The 18,101-nt window shown below is 46.3% G+C and carries 17 protein-coding genes; 4 read left to right on the forward strand and 13 right to left on the reverse strand.

The annotated features are described in order from the left end of the window. Positions 1 to 523: 523 nt before the first annotated feature. From JGK22_RS07430 to JGK22_RS07445, 4 genes are all read right to left on the reverse strand, one after another. Complete coding sequence (locus JGK22_RS07430; RefSeq protein ID WP_293175861.1) at positions 524 to 901, reverse strand: hypothetical protein; 378 nt, start codon at positions 899 to 901, stop codon at positions 524 to 526. A gap of 510 nt (positions 902 to 1,411) precedes the next feature. Then, positions 1,412 to 2,104, reverse strand: a complete 693-nt coding sequence (locus tag JGK22_RS07435; protein WP_293155027.1) for a response regulator transcription factor — start codon at positions 2,102 to 2,104, stop codon at positions 1,412 to 1,414. 437 nt (positions 2,105 to 2,541) lie between these two features. After that, positions 2,542 to 3,369 carry a type I methionyl aminopeptidase gene (map, locus tag JGK22_RS07440; RefSeq protein ID WP_293175863.1) on the reverse strand — a complete coding sequence of 276 codons (828 nt, stop codon included), beginning with the start codon at positions 3,367 to 3,369 and terminating at the stop codon, positions 2,542 to 2,544. A 413-nt stretch (positions 3,370 to 3,782) separates the two neighbouring features. Then, on the reverse strand, positions 3,783 to 5,885 hold the full coding sequence (locus JGK22_RS07445) for an FAD-dependent oxidoreductase (protein ID WP_293175865.1): 2,103 nt from the start codon (positions 5,883 to 5,885) through the stop codon (positions 3,783 to 3,785). A gap of 133 nt (positions 5,886 to 6,018) precedes the next feature. On the opposite strand from JGK22_RS07445, the gene JGK22_RS07450 reads away from it, so the two are divergent. Continuing rightward, complete coding sequence (locus JGK22_RS07450) at positions 6,019 to 6,531, forward strand: hypothetical protein (protein WP_293175867.1); 513 nt, start codon at positions 6,019 to 6,021, stop codon at positions 6,529 to 6,531. A gap of 334 nt (positions 6,532 to 6,865) precedes the next feature. After that, complete coding sequence (locus tag JGK22_RS07455; RefSeq protein WP_293175869.1) at positions 6,866 to 7,627, forward strand: aldolase/citrate lyase family protein; 762 nt, start codon at positions 6,866 to 6,868, stop codon at positions 7,625 to 7,627. A 43-nt stretch (positions 7,628 to 7,670) separates the two neighbouring features. Here JGK22_RS07455 and JGK22_RS07460 read toward each other — a convergent pair whose 3' ends face one another. Further along, complete coding sequence (locus tag JGK22_RS07460) at positions 7,671 to 7,796, reverse strand: hypothetical protein (RefSeq protein WP_293175871.1); 126 nt, start codon at positions 7,794 to 7,796, stop codon at positions 7,671 to 7,673. An 84-nt stretch (positions 7,797 to 7,880) separates the two neighbouring features. Here JGK22_RS07460 and JGK22_RS07465 point away from each other — a divergent pair, with 84 nt between their 5' ends. After that, positions 7,881 to 8,549 (forward strand): 2OG-Fe dioxygenase family protein, encoded by a 669-nt coding sequence (locus JGK22_RS07465; protein ID WP_293195945.1) that lies wholly within the window; start codon positions 7,881 to 7,883, stop codon positions 8,547 to 8,549. A 368-nt stretch (positions 8,550 to 8,917) separates the two neighbouring features. On the opposite strand, the gene JGK22_RS07470 is transcribed toward JGK22_RS07465, so the two are convergent. The 4 genes from JGK22_RS07470 to JGK22_RS07485 form a co-directional block, all read right to left on the reverse strand. Further along, positions 8,918 to 9,331 carry a nuclear transport factor 2 family protein gene (locus JGK22_RS07470; RefSeq protein ID WP_293175875.1) on the reverse strand — a complete coding sequence of 138 codons (414 nt, stop codon included), beginning with the start codon at positions 9,329 to 9,331 and terminating at the stop codon, positions 8,918 to 8,920. A gap of 122 nt (positions 9,332 to 9,453) precedes the next feature. Further along, the gene (locus JGK22_RS07475) at positions 9,454 to 10,944 is read right to left on the reverse strand and encodes a hypothetical protein (protein WP_293205454.1); all 1,491 of its coding nucleotides are present in this window, start codon (positions 10,942 to 10,944) and stop codon (positions 9,454 to 9,456) included. Positions 10,945 to 11,090: 146 nt separating this feature from the next. After that, positions 11,091 to 11,909, reverse strand: coding sequence for a Uma2 family endonuclease (locus tag JGK22_RS07480; protein ID WP_293189621.1), 819 nt, complete (start codon positions 11,907 to 11,909; stop codon positions 11,091 to 11,093). 221 nt (positions 11,910 to 12,130) lie between these two features. Next, positions 12,131 to 13,126 carry an AEC family transporter gene (locus JGK22_RS07485; RefSeq protein WP_293175880.1) on the reverse strand — a complete coding sequence of 332 codons (996 nt, stop codon included), beginning with the start codon at positions 13,124 to 13,126 and terminating at the stop codon, positions 12,131 to 12,133. Positions 13,127 to 13,224: 98 nt separating this feature from the next. Here JGK22_RS07485 and JGK22_RS07490 point away from each other — a divergent pair, with 98 nt between their 5' ends. Further along, positions 13,225 to 13,539, forward strand: a complete 315-nt coding sequence (locus JGK22_RS07490; protein WP_293175882.1) for a hypothetical protein — start codon at positions 13,225 to 13,227, stop codon at positions 13,537 to 13,539. Positions 13,540 to 13,661: 122 nt separating this feature from the next. Here the strand turns inward: JGK22_RS07490 and JGK22_RS07495 are convergent, their stop codons facing one another. From JGK22_RS07495 to JGK22_RS07510, 4 genes are all read right to left on the reverse strand, one after another. Continuing rightward, positions 13,662 to 13,868, reverse strand: a complete 207-nt coding sequence (locus JGK22_RS07495; protein ID WP_293175884.1) for a glycogen debranching protein — start codon at positions 13,866 to 13,868, stop codon at positions 13,662 to 13,664. Positions 13,869 to 14,082: 214 nt separating this feature from the next. Next, entirely contained in the window at positions 14,083 to 14,568 is a 486-nt protein-coding gene (locus JGK22_RS07500; protein WP_293205452.1) for a GNAT family N-acetyltransferase, read from the reverse strand. A gap of 445 nt (positions 14,569 to 15,013) precedes the next feature. Next, on the reverse strand, positions 15,014 to 16,087 hold the full coding sequence (locus tag JGK22_RS07505; RefSeq protein ID WP_293175888.1) for an RNA polymerase sigma factor, RpoD/SigA family: 1,074 nt from the start codon (positions 16,085 to 16,087) through the stop codon (positions 15,014 to 15,016). 125 nt (positions 16,088 to 16,212) lie between these two features. Next, on the reverse strand, positions 16,213 to 17,886 hold the full coding sequence (locus tag JGK22_RS07510; protein ID WP_293175890.1) for an ABC transporter ATP-binding protein: 1,674 nt from the start codon (positions 17,884 to 17,886) through the stop codon (positions 16,213 to 16,215). Positions 17,887 to 18,101: the final 215 nt, after the last annotated feature.

An 18,101-nucleotide genomic window follows, 5' to 3' on the forward strand; every position in this document is an offset into this window, starting at 1 on the left:
ATATATCTCGATCCCCCTAAATCCCCCTTAAGAAGGGGGACTTTGAGGATATTTCTTGTCCCCCCCCCTTATTAAGGGGGGTTAGGGGGGATCGGATTCGGGAGTAGCCTCTAACATCACAATTATTCAGAGTTCTATTCTCTCTCTGTGTCCTCTGTGTTCTCTGCGGTTAAATCATTCCTATGCAACGGTCAACGATATAATAAATATAGCCTTTCTCAAAAAGATGAGGTATGCCTGACAGCTTATATAACCAATTAAACTCTTAGGGCTAAAGCCCAACAACGTACCTTGTTTTTAGCTGCCCGTACCTCAGCTCTGAAACTGTCCGATTATATTAGCCGATCGCCCTTAAAACATACCCGAAGAAATACATACTCTGTTATTATCATAATCTCAGGAAAATCAACCGGATTTTACTGATTTTTTTTACCCTCGGTGGCTCACATTCTCCCGAGCAAAAAAGTCGTGAAGCGTAGCTATCCCGTAGGGAATCGCCAAAAATCCCACAAATCTGATGCAGTTATTCGCAAACGGCTGAAATCTTGCATTCCCTGCTTTGCTGGCCCCTCGCCGCACTGAGATAAACTACGGGCGGCGGTTCCTCAATGACAACTTGCACATTTTCGATCGCATTTTCGATCAGAATTTTATCAATCTCCATATCTAAATTAGTAGCTGAAAAATCAGGTCGATCCCAATCTTCGCTTTCTTCAATGAGGATTGTTGTGGTTGGTGCCGCCATCTCTAAATCAAGCTCATCACCTAAATTAGAAACTTGCTTGTTTGGCTCGATTTTCTGACCGGTATCAGTAGCTAAAACTTGAGTGTTATTGGCAATTAGTACGATCGGCAGTGCTACCATTGCACTTATCGTTTGTCGCGCCGTGCTTTTCCTCATAATCTCCTCCTAGTATCAACTAAATTTTGGTGCTGCTATAAATTTAAACATCGGCCGCTACTTGACTGCGCTGCTATTATTTAATCGTCGCTTATTTTCGAGAAAATATACCCCGATCTGTGACACTTCGGGGCAAGTTTGCCTGACGGAGGGTATCCGGCTAACTCTTCCCGTTTCTATTGATTACTTGAAAACTCTTAAACAATCAGGTTTTCCTGTAAGTAATTTTGGAAAGGAGGGTAAATAGGTACGTAGTTGGGCTTTAGCCCTCTTGGGACATATAGCCTTTCTCTAAAAGGTTCGCGGAGCAATTTTGTGAGAAAAAGCTTGACATCGTAAGGGTTGCAGCATACATCGGCATACCTCATCTTTCGCTCGAAAGGCTATATATCTAAAGAGGGCTGAAGCCCAACTACGTACCTTGATTGATTGGACAGAATTCTCGTTACCAGGAAGAGTCTGGTAATGCAGAGTGGCGAGGAAGAGCCACCAGCAAAATCGAGACGGTTGCTACTTAGTCAAACCGTGTTCGAGAGCGTAGCGAACCAACTCAGTACGGCTGTTAGTACCAGTTTTGCTAAACAAACGGCTGACGTACTTTTCCACATTCCGCACGCTAGTTTCCAAGCGGCGGGCAATTTCCTTATTCATCAAACCTTGAGCAACCAAATCCAAAACACTTTGCTCTCGCGGAGTCAAATCAATTTTAACCGACGAACTACTTTGGACGATCGCACTCCGCCCGCTTAGCAAAGACTCAATTCTCGCCATTTGGCTGGCCAAAGCAGCAATATCAGGACTTTCAGCATTGCCGCCCGTCTCCTTAGCCGCCGCGCGGCGGGCGAGCAAATTCGTGACAATTGCCACTAACTCGTCGGGATCGAAGGGTTTAGAAAGATAAGCATCGCAGCCTGCTTGATAGCCTTGAATGCGATCGCCAGTCATCCCCTTAGCCGTCAAAAACACCACCGGCAAAGCCTTATAGCGAGGATCTTCCCGCACTTGCTTGAGAAACTGATAGCCGTCCACCTGCGGCATCATAATATCTGAAATCACCAAATCCGGATTCATCTGCTGCAAGAGTTCCCAGCCATCCCGAGCATTACTGGCAACCTCAACCGAAAAATCGCTATCTTCCAAATAAGCTTGTACTGCTTCCCGCAAGCCCGGTTCATCATCTACCAATAATAGTCTTGCTGACATATCCCTTACCCTTACGTTTTACCACTATTATCTTTTAATTTAGCCGAATTCAACTATTTTTTCACTCCATCTATAGAAGCAACTCCAAAAATTGCGATTAAACTCAAAAGTTTTGAGTTGGGTTTCGATCCAACAGACAAGATTACAAAAATAGTTAGGACTGGCTTTCCGGCCCATCCCACAACAATCATTTTTTCTGGGGCGATTCTCCAGATCGTCGTCCCACAAAAATGATTGTTGTGGGACGATGCTCAGATCGTCGCCCGAAAAATTGATCAAAAAGACTTTTACCAGAAAGAATTGGTTGAAAGCCCGATCGGGAGAAATTAAAATCAGACTATTGATTATTCCAATCCTCGGACTTAAAGGTAGAGGTCGTTCTTCAACTGTCAACTGTCAACTGTTGAAAATCTTGTCTATTCTTAAAGCCTTCCCAATTAAACTTTTGAACGATCGGTCAAAATTTCATAACCGGTATCCGTCACCAACACAGTATGCTCGAACTGAGCAGACATAGCATTGTCAACCGTTACAGCAGTCCACTTGTCAGCAAGCGTCCGAGTGTACTTAGAACCTGCATTCAAAATCGGTTCGATCGCCAATGTCATACCCGATCGCAATTTCACGTTAGGCATTTCGCGGGTGCGGAAATTGAAAACCGACGGTTCCTCGTGCAAATTGCGCCCGACACCGTGGCCTGTAAACTCCTCAACAATGCTAAAACCGTTGCTTTTGACATGATCTTCGATCGCACCAGCGAGATCGAGCAAATAAGCACCAGCCTTGACTTGTTCGATACCTTTATAGAGAGCTTCTTCTGCAACTCTAATTAATTTTGCCGATTCCGGTGTCACTTCCACAACTGCGATCGTGATGCAAGAATCGCCGTGAAAACCTTGATAATATGCTCCCGTATCTACTTTGAGAACATCTCCGGATCGAATTACTTTTTTAGGGCTGGGGATGCCGTGAACAACTTCGTTATTAATGCTAGAACAAATTGAACCAGTAAAACCGTGATAACCTTTAAAACTTGGAGTTGCACCCATTTCACGGATGCGTCTTTCGGCATAAACATCCAAATCAGCAGTAGTCATTCCCGGTTTTACAAGTTGAGAAATTTCTTTCAGAACCGTGGCGACAATTTTCGCTGCTTGCCGCATTATTTCGATTTCGCGTTCAGACTTAATTTCAATGCCTCGACGCTGTTTTGTGACTTGGGGTTCTTTAGTTGGGCCAGAAAGCAGACTGCTAAAAATATTCATGTATTGAATGTCAGGTAATTTTGTGATTTGAGGGCGGGTATAGCAGTGGACAGTTGACAGTGGACAGTTGACAGTTGCACAGTCAGGAAATCAAACCGTTGATGCTATGGGTTAGGAGGCTCTATTCATGAGGTTATTTATGTCCTCATCGCTGGGGCGATTGCTATAAAAGCAAAAAACGGCAAATATTGGGTTTTTTGGGGAAAAACGGGTTTGTTGTTCCGAGCTGTCGATCGCTTGTCCTTTAGCTAGCTTAATATTTTTCTTGGTAATCTGCACGGGAGAGGGAGAGGGGGAGAGGGGGAGAGGGGGAGAGGGGGGACAGGGGGGACAGGGGGAGAATGGGAACAATCCTCTTTTTTCCTTCTTCCCTCTTCCTTCTGACTAATGACAACTGACTAATGACTTCTTATTTATTTCCAGTTTTGCCACGAACTATTGAAGATAGAAGTACCCGGAAATGCGATCGGATTCTTATTTTGCTGCAACCGCAACTGCAACGCCTCCAAATTTGGCTCGCGGGAGGGCAATTCGTCCACCAATTCATAGGGTAAAATCCCCTTTTCTAGGGAAAAAGCAGCCGTAACTCCCGCAGCAGCCCCAGCAGACCATTCAAAGGAATGCACTCGATAAGCAGCCGCTGCCGTGTGGCTGACAGCAATACTTTTACCCGCCACTAACATATTGTCAATCTTCTGAGGAATCATTGCCCGCAGGGGAATTTGGAACGGATAAGCCGATCCTTGACCTTTGCGAGTGCCTTCGCGTTCGGTGTTTCCCGGTGCTTCTGGCGGGCTGTTGGTCATGCAGGGGTGAAAGTCGATCGCATAATGACCGATACCTACACTATCAGGATAAATCGTGGCGCGCGATCGCGATTTTGTCTCCTCAACAGACTGAATTCCCACAGCCAAAGCCGGCGCATTCAAGCCTCCCAAAGCCAGCCACAAATTGCGATACTCTTGTTCCGACAAATTCTGGCGGTAAAAATCCGTCTTAAAATCATTGCGAGACATATCAACTTCCCACACCGTAAAACCTTGAGGTTGAGTAAAAGTCGGCCGCCCAATAATCCGCCGCCCCTCCCGCATATAAGGATACTTAGAAAGTCCGTGAACCGTCCCCATGGGCGAATCCAAGCCGCTCAAAAAGCGATTGTTAGGATAAGGCTTTTTCACTCCATTACCTAATTGCGAGTCAGTGGTTCCTGCTACCAGCCAGTAGAAATATCCTTTCGCATTCTCTTCACCGCGGCGCAAAGTTTCCGCGCGCAAACCGCCCATCCAGCCACCCGGTTGCAGTTGACCGTTTGCTGCCAATTGCGATCGAGAATAAATTAAATTATCCTCGGCAGAACCGGGACGGTAATCATTCCCCCACGTCCAGTTTTGCATGGAAATATCCCCAGGATAAATCGGGAATTGCTTCGGGTCGGCAGGGCGCGGCTCATCCGGTCTCATGCTCCTAATTTGGCGGTAGCTAAAAACTAGCGGAAAACTAGCTAATCTCGCTAATTCATAACTGTAGTAAGGAGCGTATTGTTGATAGAAAGACGGCTGTTGGTGCTGCTGCGGTTCCTTCGTTGCCTCCATGGCAAAAGTGTAGGTAAAACCTTGGGTGCAGTAAGTGTCGCCGTTGGGGCTGGCGGAGGAAGGTTCCAGAGGAGAACGCGGGTCAATTCCCAGGCGGTAGGGAACATCGGCAAGTCCGATTAATTCGCCTGTTTCAGTCGCATCTACCACGAACCAATCTGCACCTCTCGGTTGGGATTTTGACTGGTTTGGTGGTTTGGAAGTAAACCGAATAATAGTTTTGTTAAATCGCGCCGAGTTTTCGTAGCGATAGGCATCTTCGATGGTTTGAGACAGAGTTTCGGTGTTGATTGGCGGGGTGTTGGCGGCTGGTTTGTGTTGAATGCCGATCGCACTTTTAATCTGTTGGCCCCCAACCGCATTCCCCGCCGAGGCCGGAGTAACTGCTAGTTCTTTAATCACCGTATTGGGAAACCATTTCAGCTTCCCTTTGCCTTTTTCTGCGGCATCTTGCAAAATGTCAGATAGAATTTTGTGGCCGTTGTAGGGCATAAAACAGGAATAGCTAACCCAACAGCCGCCGGGATTTAGTCTCCCGTAATGTTCCTTGATGCGCTGCCGCAGTTCTAGGTAGCCGCGCGGGTAAAATAAGAGCGATCGCTGAGTGTCTCTTTCATCTAGTGCGGAGGTTCCCTGGGAGGAAATTTGACCGCCCAGCCAGTCAGTAATTTCGGTGATGCAAACGGTGCGCCCCGCCAGCAAACCTTCGTAGGCGGTAGCAGCACCTGCTAGCCCGCCACCGGCTACGAGAATGTCGCAAGTTTCCTCTTTGTCGGGATTGCGAGGAAGCGCAGCCAAGGCTGGGGTAATAGCCGAGAGGGAGGTAATCAGGCTGAGGGTGAAGGTGACGAGCGATCGACCTTTGAGCGAAGAAAATAGATACCGTCGCAGTTTAATCGGAGATTGTGGAATCAATTTAGACATAAGTGAACAACACTCATCGCATCCAAATGTTTATTTTGCAGTATACTGGTATTTCGCCGTGTTGTCAGGGCAAACTTTTTTATACAAGAGGCATAAATACCATCAACAACTATATAAAAGCAGGATAAACCTTATGCTTAAAATCGTCAAATTTTTTAGATCTTTGATTCCTTTTGAGAGTTTAACAATTACGACAAGTTTAACTTTTTCGGAAGTTTTGCACAGGTTGGACGAAGTTGTCACTCCTCCCAAACTTTTTAGAGTAACTCTACCCTTCGGCCCGCCACCTGCAAAACCTTACGAAGGAACAATTTCTGGCAATACCTTCAAAATCAGTCGCATCATCACGGGCCGCAATTCATTTTTGCCAATTATCGAAGGAGATATCCATTCTCAACCGTTTGGTTGTTCCATCAAAATTAGGCTGACTTTACATAAAATAGTCCTAGCATTTATGATTCTTTGGCTGTGGACAACGGGCAGTATTGGAATGTTTGCTTTATTTGCTTGGTTAGTAGAACCCTCTGTGGGCCCAATATTTTTACCGATATTAGGAATGTTTATTTTTGCATGGCTTTTGTGTTTGATTCCTTTTAAAATAGAAGCAAAATCAGCTATAAAATTTATGTCAATTCTCTTAACATAAAGTAACTTGTTGCGGGATTTTGTGAGCTATAAGGCAATACCGTTTACTGATATAGCGCCCTGGGGGTAAAATCCGATGAGAAATAGATACGGAGATTGCTTCGTTCCTCTCTTCGGACTATCTTAAGTAAACCGTATTGAGCTATAAGGCGTGCATCTGGTTGTTGAAGCCTGAAGAAGCATGACCGCATATAAGTTATTAGTTATAATTTTATATTTACTGCGGTCATGCTTCGCCCCTACGGATATATTTGCTAAAACCAGATGCACCCGTTATAAGATTTAAAATAATCCGCGTCAATCGCCGTTCATCTGCGGTTAAAAATTCCAAACTTATGCGTCAAAACGAACTCAAACAAAAAATCAAACAAGGCGAAACAGTCCTCGGCTTATTTATGAACTGCGCCTATCCCGCATTCATGGAAATCTGCGGTCATGCTGGATTTGATTTCGCCGTCATCGACATGGAACACGGCCCCCTGCACCCGCTAGCGGCTGAAGATTTGTGCCGCGCCGCCGACTGCGTCGGAATTGCACCCATCGTCCGCGTCCGCAAAAACGACGGCCCACAAATTCAACGAGCTCTCGACATCGGCAGCGCAGGGGTTCAAATACCTCAAATTGAAAGCAAAATCGATGCCGAAATCGCTGTCAAAAGCGCTAAATACAGTCCTCTGGGCGCGCGCGGCCTTTCTTTCGCTACGCGGGCCGGACGTTATACTGCTGCGGGCGTTGATATCACGGACAAACTCAATGAAGAATCCTTGGTGGTGATTCACATCGAAGGTAAAGGTGGCATCGAGAACCTGGCAGAAATTGTGACAGTCCCTCATATTGATGTGATTTTTTTGGGGCCTTACGATCTGTCACAGTCGATCGGCATTCCGGGCCAAGTTCGCGATCGGCGAGTCATCGACATGATGCAGGAAGCAGTGCAAACCATCCGCAAAGCAGGTAAAGCAGCAGGTACTTTTGCCGACAACCCGGAAATCGCCAAGCAGTGGATTGATGCTGGCGTTCAGTACGTTGCAGTTGGGGTCGATGTTGCCGTCTTCCTGCGGGCTTGTCAGTCGCTAGTCAAAGCAGTGCGGAATTAAGTTGCTAAGTAAATCCACTTAATTAAATGTGAAATAGCGATCGCTAAAAAGCTTGCTGTGTATGTCTTTTTACCTCTTCCCTCTTCCTTCTTCCCTCTTCCCTCTTCCCTCTTCCTTCTTCCTTCTTTACGATATCTTTGCAAATTTTGTAGTATTTTTTACGACTCATTCAAAAAACCTGAGCTAGAGTAGAAGTATAAACCTTCTTAAGGCAAAACTTAGGAGGGGAGCAAGGCTTAAAGGAGAATAATCCATGAAAACCATATTAGAATCCATTCATTTGGACTATGCTTTCATGTTTACTTTTAAGAAGGTAAACTCGATTAAGCTAGAAGGTTTCAAGCCATTTTTTAACGATATGCCTGTAGATCCTTATATTAAAGGCAAGTATCGTTCGAGAAGATTGTCGCGGTTTGTCGTGAACGGGAATGAGTTAGTTAAGTTACCTCACGGCTATTTGTTTCAAAGCAAAGAGTACAATCCGGTGGTGGGCGACATCCGGCGGGAATTTGCTGAATTGGACGATCGGCTAATTGCGCTCGATAACTTCAAACAACTGATTTTTGCTTTCTTCGATTCATGCAAAATTCACCCGGAAGCTGAAATCGGAGTGCATCAAATCAGGACGAGTTGTTCGCCGAAAAATTTCGGCAACCCCGCACCGGAAGGCATTCACCAAGACGGTACTGATTTTATCGCGATTTTCTCGGTCGATCGCACTAATATTGTGGGCGGGGAAACGCATTTGTATTTGGCGAAGAAAGAGAAGCCTGTTTTTAATAAAATTCTGCATCCGGGAGAATTGCTATTAGTCAACGATCACGAGTTTTTCCACTTTACTACGCCGATTAAACCGGAAGTGGAAGGAGTCGGAACTAGGGATGTCTTTGTGATCACTTCTCCGAGTTTGCTTACTGATTGAGGATGAGGTATGTTGTTGCGCTTTAGCGCTAAAGCGCAACTATAGCGGTTCTCAGAAAGGTGAGGTACGTTGTTGGGCTTCAGCCCTCTTAGCGGGACTGGTTACATAACGTATCAGTCATACCTCACTTTTTGAAAAAGGCTATACCTTTGGAGCGCTGAAGCGCAACTACGTACCTTTGGAGCGCTGAAGCGCAACTACGTACCTTTAGAGCGCTGAAGCGCAACTACGTACCTTTGGAGCGCTGAAGCGCAACTACGTACCTAAGAGCGCTGAAGCGCAACTACGTACCTTTGGAGCGCTGAAGCGCAACTACGTACCTTTGGAGCGCTGAAGCGCAACTACGTACCTTTGGATAGGTTTAGGAGTTATCGAAATTTGCGTTCAGACTCTAGAATTGGAACATCATTAATGCTGGCTTCACGTCTTCGCATTAACCCATTTTCGGCAAATTCCCACTGTTCGTTTCCATAGGCGCGATACCAGTAGCCTGAATCATCGTGCCATTCATACTCGAAGCGGACAGAAATCCGATTATCTGTAAAACTCCACAGTTCTTTCTTTAAACGGTAATCTAATTCTTTAGCCCATTTTCGTGTTAAAAAAGCTTTGATTTGTTCCCGTCCGCTGAAGAATTCCGCGCGGTTTCTCCACTCAGAATCTTCTGTATAAGCTAGGGCTACTCGTTCGGGATCGCGGGTATTCCAGGCATCTTCGGCAGCTTGAACTTTGGCTTTTGCTGTTTCTAGCGTAAAGGGCGGTAGAGGTGGTTTGGTTTCCATAAGCTTTGTTGTTTGTGACTGGAAGGAAGTCCGCTAGACTTACGATTTGTGCGAAATAATTGGGATTGCCCTAGTATAGAACTCGAATTGCGATCGTTCCCAATCCCAAATCTAAAATCGTACTAAGTTCCTACTTTTAATTTCTGCATAGTTTTCTGAAATCTCCTCAGCAGAAATGCTAGAAACAGCCATTGAGCAAGAATTCCCAATCCCACAAAAGGTATTGCTGTTGGTTTGTAGAACTGCCAAAACCCATAGCCGAATAGCGTCCAAAGTGCGGCGGTTGCAGGAATGCGATCGGGGATGAGTTCCCAATATAGGAGCATTCCGGGAGCAAGGAGCAACCAAATGCTGAATCCACAGCTCGCCCATCCCATTGGATTGCGAATTTTCGTCGCACAAACTTGTTGCACGAAGGTGGCGGATATTAAGATCGTATTTGTCGTACACAGAACTAAAAGACCTGTTTCTACAAGTTTTTTAGTGCCGATACCTATCCAAAATAGCCAAGGTACTAACAGCGCACTTGCTACGATTAGATGGATAATAACAGCCACTAACAGAGGGCTTCGATCCGACCAAATTAAGCTTTGCCAGCCGGGAGAATCATAGCGTACCCACTCTAATAAAGCTTGGCGTTGAGGGCAGATAGCAAGCATTAAAACCAGCAGCAGCATAACGGTCAAAACGTACATCGAGATAGCTGCCAAGGTGGCGTTCTGCTCATCCACCACGCTTGTGGGTAGGAAAAAGCCTAGAGCGAGAACTTCTACACCAGCTAAAATGGCATAACTTTGCCGTTTGCCGATCGCAGTCGATCGAGGTTTGTTGAAATTCCGCAACAATATTCGCCACAGCAAAAACGCAGTAGTGCCTAACACCACTAAACTAAAAGTATGAGACACCACACCTATGTTGTTAATCGGGAGCAAAAACCACGAAACAACAGGATGTGGGTATCCGAATATTTCTGAATTCGCCAACAGCGGCCGCCATGTGATGGCGGTGTTCCAGCTCATGTACAATGGGGCGATCGCGCAACAGGCGATCGCCCCAACTCCAAAGGCTGTTGCCTGTGGTGGGTTCCCTGTTCTCTGTGTTTCACTTACCAGCCCGCAGAGCATCACTACGCTGTAGCATATAGCGCATCCAAGTGCGAGCATCAGATAGACGCTGGCAATCAGGGGCAGCGAAATCCCCGCTTGCAAGCCGGCCAAGCAGTGCAGGGGAACCATCAGCCCTAGGAAAATATACAGCAGTACGGGAACGCCCAGCATTTTACCCAGCAGAATCTGCCACGCCGGACACGGACTCAGCCGAATAAAATTCAGAGTTCCCCGTTTCTGTTCCTGTCCGATGTCGTTGACTATCCAATAACTTCCGAGGGTAAATGTTACATAGGGCAGCATCCAAGTGATGATTTGCCACAAGTCCAGCCAGCCGTCTGAAAAGAGGCGGGAATTTGGCGAGGCAATCAGCAGTAAAATAATTTGGAAGATGACCGAAAATGAGACCGCTGCAATGACTGTGTGGGGTTTGAGTCTACCGCGAAGTTCCCGCAGCAGTTGCGGGTTCCAGTTACCTAAACGATCGATCAAAACTGAGTTTGTCATCGGGGAATAGATAGATAGGATTGTTGGCTGTTTCTGTTCGCTTTGCTGTCTGTTCCTCAGTCCCGGTAAAACCAATTCAAATTTTTTCGGTACTGGAAGCGGGCGATCGCACGCTCAGTATAACTCCGAGGCCATCAGATTCGATCTCAATCCTCAGCATCCGGATCGATGCCCATTGCTCGCAGTCGATCAGCTAACTGGGCGGCTTTTCGCTCCGCTTGTTCGGCTTTTCGCTCTGCTTGCTCGGCTTTTCGCTCCGCTTGCTCGACTCTAGCCCGCTCAATTTCAACTTGTTCGGAGCCAATTAACAGCAAATTCCCCTGGGAATCCCACCACCGCAGCCAAAGCATTTCTTGATTTTGATAACTTCCCTGCCAAAGTCCCAATTCTACATCTAATACAGGAATGGGATAGTGACCGCGTTCGTTTGGCTCGATCCTGCGATAGACAAAATCTATCAGGTGATAGACTTCTAAATTGCCCGTTTTAATTTCATAAATGCCGTAGTAAGGAATGCGGATAATTCTTTCGTAAACCCAAAACTTACCCGGTTTAGTTGTAGTACCGTCAGCGGCTACAGCTAGCGGAGTGCGATCGCGCTCTTCATCTCCATTCCCGCTAGCAAACTCTAAAGCAATGAACGGAGCCATGTGTTCCCGCCAAAGTACATAAGAACGGCGATAACCGTCGATTGTTGGCGGTACGTTGGGCACATAAAACCAATCCGGTGCTTCTGCGCCTCGCTCTGGCGGGTCAGTTTCTCGCCAGTAAATTCCGCAATCTTGCCCGATCGCATATTGTCCGTCTGGATGCAGCCGCTCTACCACCGACGCGATCGAATCTGTCAGAATGATACTCTGGGGATGCTCCTGAAAATTCTTCACAAATGTACCGTCTTCCTCTGGCAGTTGGGTATGATCGGGGAATGCAGGAGGCAAACCTGTAGCAGTTATTGTCTCGTTCATCGTCCTTTCCCGTGCAGTTATTGTCAATTGTAATCCAAAATTTTAGAGTCATCTAATTTGACAATTCAGCTAATATTAGCAACCGCCAGCTATTGTCATGGTAAAATTGCACGCTGCACACCCTACAGACAGATTATGTGCATCAAGGACTATTTTTCCTTCTTCCCTCTTCCTTCGAGCAACAGTCAACAGTCACCAGTCAACAGCCAACTCAGTTAATATCAAATAAAGCAAGCCAACCACAGCGGAAGCATCAACAGCAAACCGACAGAAGTGAGGGCGATACTGCTAGCTAACAAATCGCGATCGAGTTCATATATTTCTGCTAAAATCAGCACCGAAAGAGCCGTGGGCGTTCCCGACATCAACACCAAAACCAACCTCGGATCGCCGCTCAATCCGAAAAAACTAGCACCCAATCCGATCAGCACCGGCACAATTACCACTTTTAACAGCGACGGGATTAACGCTAGTTCAAAACTTTGCCATGTTTTAATAGCTCTCAGCCGGATACCAACCAACACCAAAGCACTAGCAATTACCCCTAAAACTGCCGTCTGCAATCCCGATTCTACAGTCTCAGGCAGGGGGACACTTCTGGTAAAAAAACCAATGATAAATGCCCACAGGGCGGGAACTGTTAGCACGTCCCGAAGCTGAATCCACCAGTGATTTTTTCCATCGGAATGCCCGAAATAGCTAGCAAGAAATACACCAAATCCGTAGCTTCCCATCACGTTGTTGGTGACGCTGTACAAGACGGCCCAGTTGTTGTTATCGCTGCTGATGATCGCGGGGGTGATTGCTAATCCGACAAAGCCGGTATTCCCTAACATCGCAGCTAGGATAAAACTGCCTTGGCTCGATCGCGTCAGGGAATTTATATTTAATAGAAATAAATTAACTACAGAATGTTTGCCGTCAAAATATGGCTTTTTGACGTGGCGGGTGCTCAGCCGCCGTAATAATACCCAAGTCAACCAAGCTAAACTCGTACTGACAAATAATACGAATATGGCGATCGCCGGTGTGAATCCGACAGCACCGGAAAAATCGCTCTGACGGGCTAAAACTGCAATTTGCAGGGGTATCCCAATCCAGAACAGAAAGCGGCTCAGCAGCTTAGGAAAATCAACTGGGATGTACCGAAATACCAGCAGTCCCAACCCAGTCCAGATCACTAGAGGCGTATAAGCGTGAAATAATGTCTCAATCATAAAAACTTAACTTGACAATTTGAAATGCCTCTATTGACTAATAGTAAGGCTAAAACCAGTTTGAAAAATGCGATTTGTCGTTAGCGGAACTTGCAGCTATGGGATCGCAGGATGCAGGCTGTTTCACCCTCCCGCCGGGGAACTGCGCCCCCGCAATTTCCCGCCCAAATTCCCGCAGCCAGGAGGACACAATTTTGAGAGTATCAGACATCAACGATTGCAGCATTGTACTTTCAGATACACTTTCACCAGATTTGTTTGAATTTTACAAAAGTGCGATCGTCTTAGAAGGCTCTGCTAACGAGTTATCTGGCATTTTCCGAAATTATATGCTGTGTTTTCCGGCAGTTGCGATCGCACCTCAATACAGCGAGACTAAATCTGCTGATAAGTCAACCAAAAACGCATATTAAGCGCCAACACGACGGAGGGTATCGATCAAAATTTTAGACGAAAGTTCAAACTCCCAAATTGCATCTGTGGAGTCAATCTAAAATCTAAAATCTAAAATCTAAAATCGACTAACTTGCCCTCATCAATTCAATTTCAAAGAATTAACAGGCACCTCATCCCAAGAAGTAACTGTTCGCAATGTAGCAACCCAGCCCTGCTGTTTTTGCTCTGCCGTCAAATTCTGCTCAAAAGATTCGTGGCATTGCTTGGCTTGAGTCTCATCGCCACAAGCAATGCAAGCATAAAGAATACCCGACGGATCGATTTGCTCGTTTACCCAAATAATCACGATCTACTCTCTCAGTCAAAATCTACTGTCACTTAAATTTTCCTATATTTTTGCCAATTATTTACTAGGATTTACCCAACCCAAAATTGACCCACGAGGTGCCCAGAAACCGGGTTTTTCGGGAAAAGACGGGTTACAGACGGCAGATTCAGCAAAAAGCCCGGTTTCTGAGAGTCGTTTTTGAGAGTCGTAGTGCGATCGCCAACTGATAAAATCACTTCGAGGCCAAAGTCGCCAAAGACTCCCCCGCCACCCGGCAAATCCGCCAGTCGGGCATCACATCAGCACCGATACCCTTGTAAAATCCGATCGCCAATTCATTCCAATCAAGCACACTCCACTCCAAGCGCCCGCAGCCCCTTTCCACCGTCAACCGCGCCAAATAAACAATCAAAGACTTGCCAATTCCCCGCCCGCGAAACTCAGGGAGCACAAACAAATCCTCCAAATAAATCCCCGGCTGAGTCAAAAAAGTAGAATAATTGTAAAAAAATAGCGCCCAGCCGACAATCCGACCTTCGGATTCTGCTAGAATCGCTTCAGCAAAAGGGCGATCGGCAAACAAATGATTTTCCAAATCTACCGCATTACCTGTTACCGCATCAGATAACTTTTCGTACTCAGCTAAAGCCTTAATCAAATCAAACAGCACCGGCACATCGGCGCGGGTAGCTGGACGCAAAATCACCTCATCAGACATAAATCAATCAGTAGTAAGCGACAATCAACAATTTAAAATACCACATCAAGATATTTTTAATTCTACTCGTTACCAGGCTCCTGCCTAGTAACGCAGATCTGGAGGCTCTGCCTCCTTTTTTCCCAGCCGAGGCAGAGCCTCTGAATATCTGTTCCAAGGCTCTGCCTTGGGGGAGGATCTCAGTTTTGCATTTAATAGTGCGAGCGGGGGCGATCGCGTATTATACGATACGCGAGCGGGGACGCTCGCGTATTATACGATACGCGAGCGGGGACGCTCGCACTATAAGAAAAAAATGCTTTTTACAAAAATAAGATGCTCCCCTGCCTTGGAACCAGTTAAACCAATTAAACCCGCCTCCGCGGGTTTTGTTTGTATAGACGCGAATTTCATTCGCCGTCCAATATTTAAGACTTTTCACAATGCAAACTCAATGTTTTGAAGCTTATTTCAACCAGCCCTTCAACCGTTCCGTCACCTGAGGGCGGCGCAGCTTTCGCATAGCCTTATTTTGAATTTGACGGACTCGTTCGCGGGACAGATTGAACAAACTACTGACTTCTTCTAAAGTGTAAGGTTCGCCAGTTATCAAACCGTAACGCATAGCAACAATCTCTTTTTCCCGCTCAGTCAAAATATTATCCAACACCTCCAAAATATCTTGGCGCATCATCATCTCATTCATCTGAGCTTCGGGAGATTGCGTTGCATTATCTTCAATAACATCCAAAAGTTCCGAACTTTCTTCCGTGCCGATGCGGTGGTTGAGAGACAAAGATTGGCGGCGCACTTGCTGGAGGTAACGAAGCTGTTCGGAAGTAACTTCCATTTCTTTAGCAAGTTCAAGTTCAGTGGGATTGCGTTGAAGAGAACGCCTCAAATCCCGATAAACTCTTTTGAGTTTATTTAACTGTTCGACAATGTGAACCGGCAACCGAATTGTCCGCCCTTGATTGGCAATTGTGCGGGTAATTCCTTGGCGAATCCACCAATAGGCATAGGTAGAAAATTTATAACCCTTCTCAGGATCGAACTTTTCGGCGGCTCGGTTCAAACCCAAAGATCCTTCCTGAATTAAATCAAGAAAAGGCACGCCCCGGTTGAGATAGCGTTTGGCAATCGAAACCACCAAGCGCAAATTAGAGCTGATCATTTTCCGTTTCGCCGACTGACACTGGTAGCGGATCTGTTGCAGTTGAGTTTCGCTCACCCCCAAAGCCGTGGCTAGTTCAGCTTTTGTGGGCACTCTGTCCAATTCCTGCTTTAAACGCTCTTCTAGTTCCTGAAGGGCTACCAATTCTTGAACGCGGCGCGCCAACTCTACCTCTTCGGTGGCAGTCAGTAGGGGATAGCGAGCCATTTCTTTGAACAAAGCTCCCACGGGATCGTCGGCAGACCAACTGTTGTATGCTGACGATCTACTTACCGTCGGACGATCGATCTCGGTGTCCTCATCCTCTGCGATTTCGAGTGAGGCTTCGGATGCCACCGCAAAACTGCCTAAGTCAGATTTTGCCATATTTGCTTGGTGTCCGTGGGATGATTTGAAAAGTATCCCTTCACTGTAACGAATTTAATCAGAAATTTCCGAAATCCATATAGAAGTTGCTGACTAATATCTGATTGCGCTAATTTTATACATTTTTATTGAGTTCGAGCCAGTAAAGGAGCAGCCTGCAATAACTCCTGAGTATAAGGGTGCTGCGGATTAGTAAAAATATCCCTAGTTTTCCCGATTTCCACAATTTTTCCCGAATTCATTACCGCAATGCGATCGCAAAAAAACCTCGCCACCCACAAATCGTGCGTAATAAACAGATAAGTCAAATTAAATTCCTGCTTCAACTCCAGCATCAGCTCTAATACCTGAGTCTGTACGCTAGCATCCAGCATACTCACCGGTTCGTCGCAAATAATCAGTTGCGGCCGAGTAATCAAAGCTCGGGCGATGGAAACCCGCTGCTGTTGTCCCCCCGACAGTTCCCCCGGATAACGGCGAAAGAAATCCTCCCCAGGAGTCAAACCCACCCGCTCTAACATTTGGATTACTTGTTTTTTAGCTTCTTCTCCCTTAGCTAATTTGTGAATCAACAAAGGATCGGCAATACTTTGCCCGACAGTCATCATCGGATTCAAGCAAGCGTGGGGATCTTGAAATACCATTTGCATTTGGCGGCGGTGTTTCCTGACAGCATCGCGACTCAGGGCAGTGATATCTATGCCTTGAAATTCCACTTTGCCACCTGTCGGGGGAATTAGCCGCAAAATTGTGCGCGATAACGTACTTTTGCCGCAGCCGGACTCCCCTACAAGCCCGAGGATTTCTCCCCGCTCTAGCTCTAAACTAACGCCGTCTACGGCTTTAATTACCTGGCGGTTCCGCGAAAATAACTGGTCTAATAAATTGCTTTCTAAACTGTAGTGCTGCTGTAAATTCGTCACAGTCAACAGAGGTGAATTTGTTAAGTTTGTAGTGAGGACTTCAGTCCTTCTTTCCTCCGATGTTAACCCTTTACCCGAATCAGCTTGAATGTGCAAAGCTGCTTTGAGGAGCGATCGAGTATATTCATGTTGCGGCCGTTCAAACACATCCAACACCGGCCCCGTTTCTACGACTTTGCCGCCGTACATCACCGCAATGCGATCGCAATACTCAGCCACCATCGCCAAATCGTGAGAAATCAATAAAATCGCCGTTCCTCTTGAAGCGCAAAGTCGGGTTAACTCCTGCAAAATCTGAGCAGCGACAGTTACATCCAAACTCGTCGTCGGTTCATCCGCCACAATTAATTTAGGATCGAGCAAAAGAGCCAAAGCAATTGCCACTCTTTGGCGCATTCCACCGCTAAATTCGTGGGGAAATTGCGACCAGCGAGACGCCGGAATTTTCACAGCATCCAAAATCTCGATCGCCCGTTTCTTAGCTTCCTTGCGATTCAAATTCGGTCTGTGAGCCTGCAAAGTCTCAATGCAGTGTTCCCCAACAGTCATCAAAGGATCGAGACGAGTCATCGGATCTTGAAAAATCAATGCCACAGCTTCGCCCCGAAAGCGTCTGAGCCGCGAAGCATTCATCTCAAACACCGACTCTCCACCAAAACCAACCCGCCCCTCAACCAAAGTCGAATCCGGCAGCAACCGCATCGCCGCCCTACCCAAAGTTGACTTACCGCACCCAGACTCCCCAACTAATCCCAGTTTTTCCCCCGGTTCCAACGCCAGGGAAACCCCATCAACGGCCCAACCGGATTGGCCCCGCCGCTGAGGATAAGCTACTCGCAGATTTTCAACCGAAAATAGAGAAGAGTCATTAGTCATTAGTCCTTAGTCCTTAGTCCTTAGTTATTGGTTATTGGTTATTGGTTATTGGTTATTGGTTATTGGTTATTGGTTATTGGTTATTGGTTGTTAATTATTAGTTGTTAGTTATTAGTTGTTAGTTATTGGTTATTGGTTATTGGTCATATCATGTCCCGTCATATAATCCTAAATCGTTCGTAGTGAGGACGGCGAGTCATCAATCGGGGTGACGG

Source organism: Microcoleus sp. PH2017_08_TRC_O_A (genome assembly GCF_020738665.1).
GTDB lineage: Bacteria > Cyanobacteriota > Cyanobacteriia > Cyanobacteriales > Microcoleaceae > Microcoleus.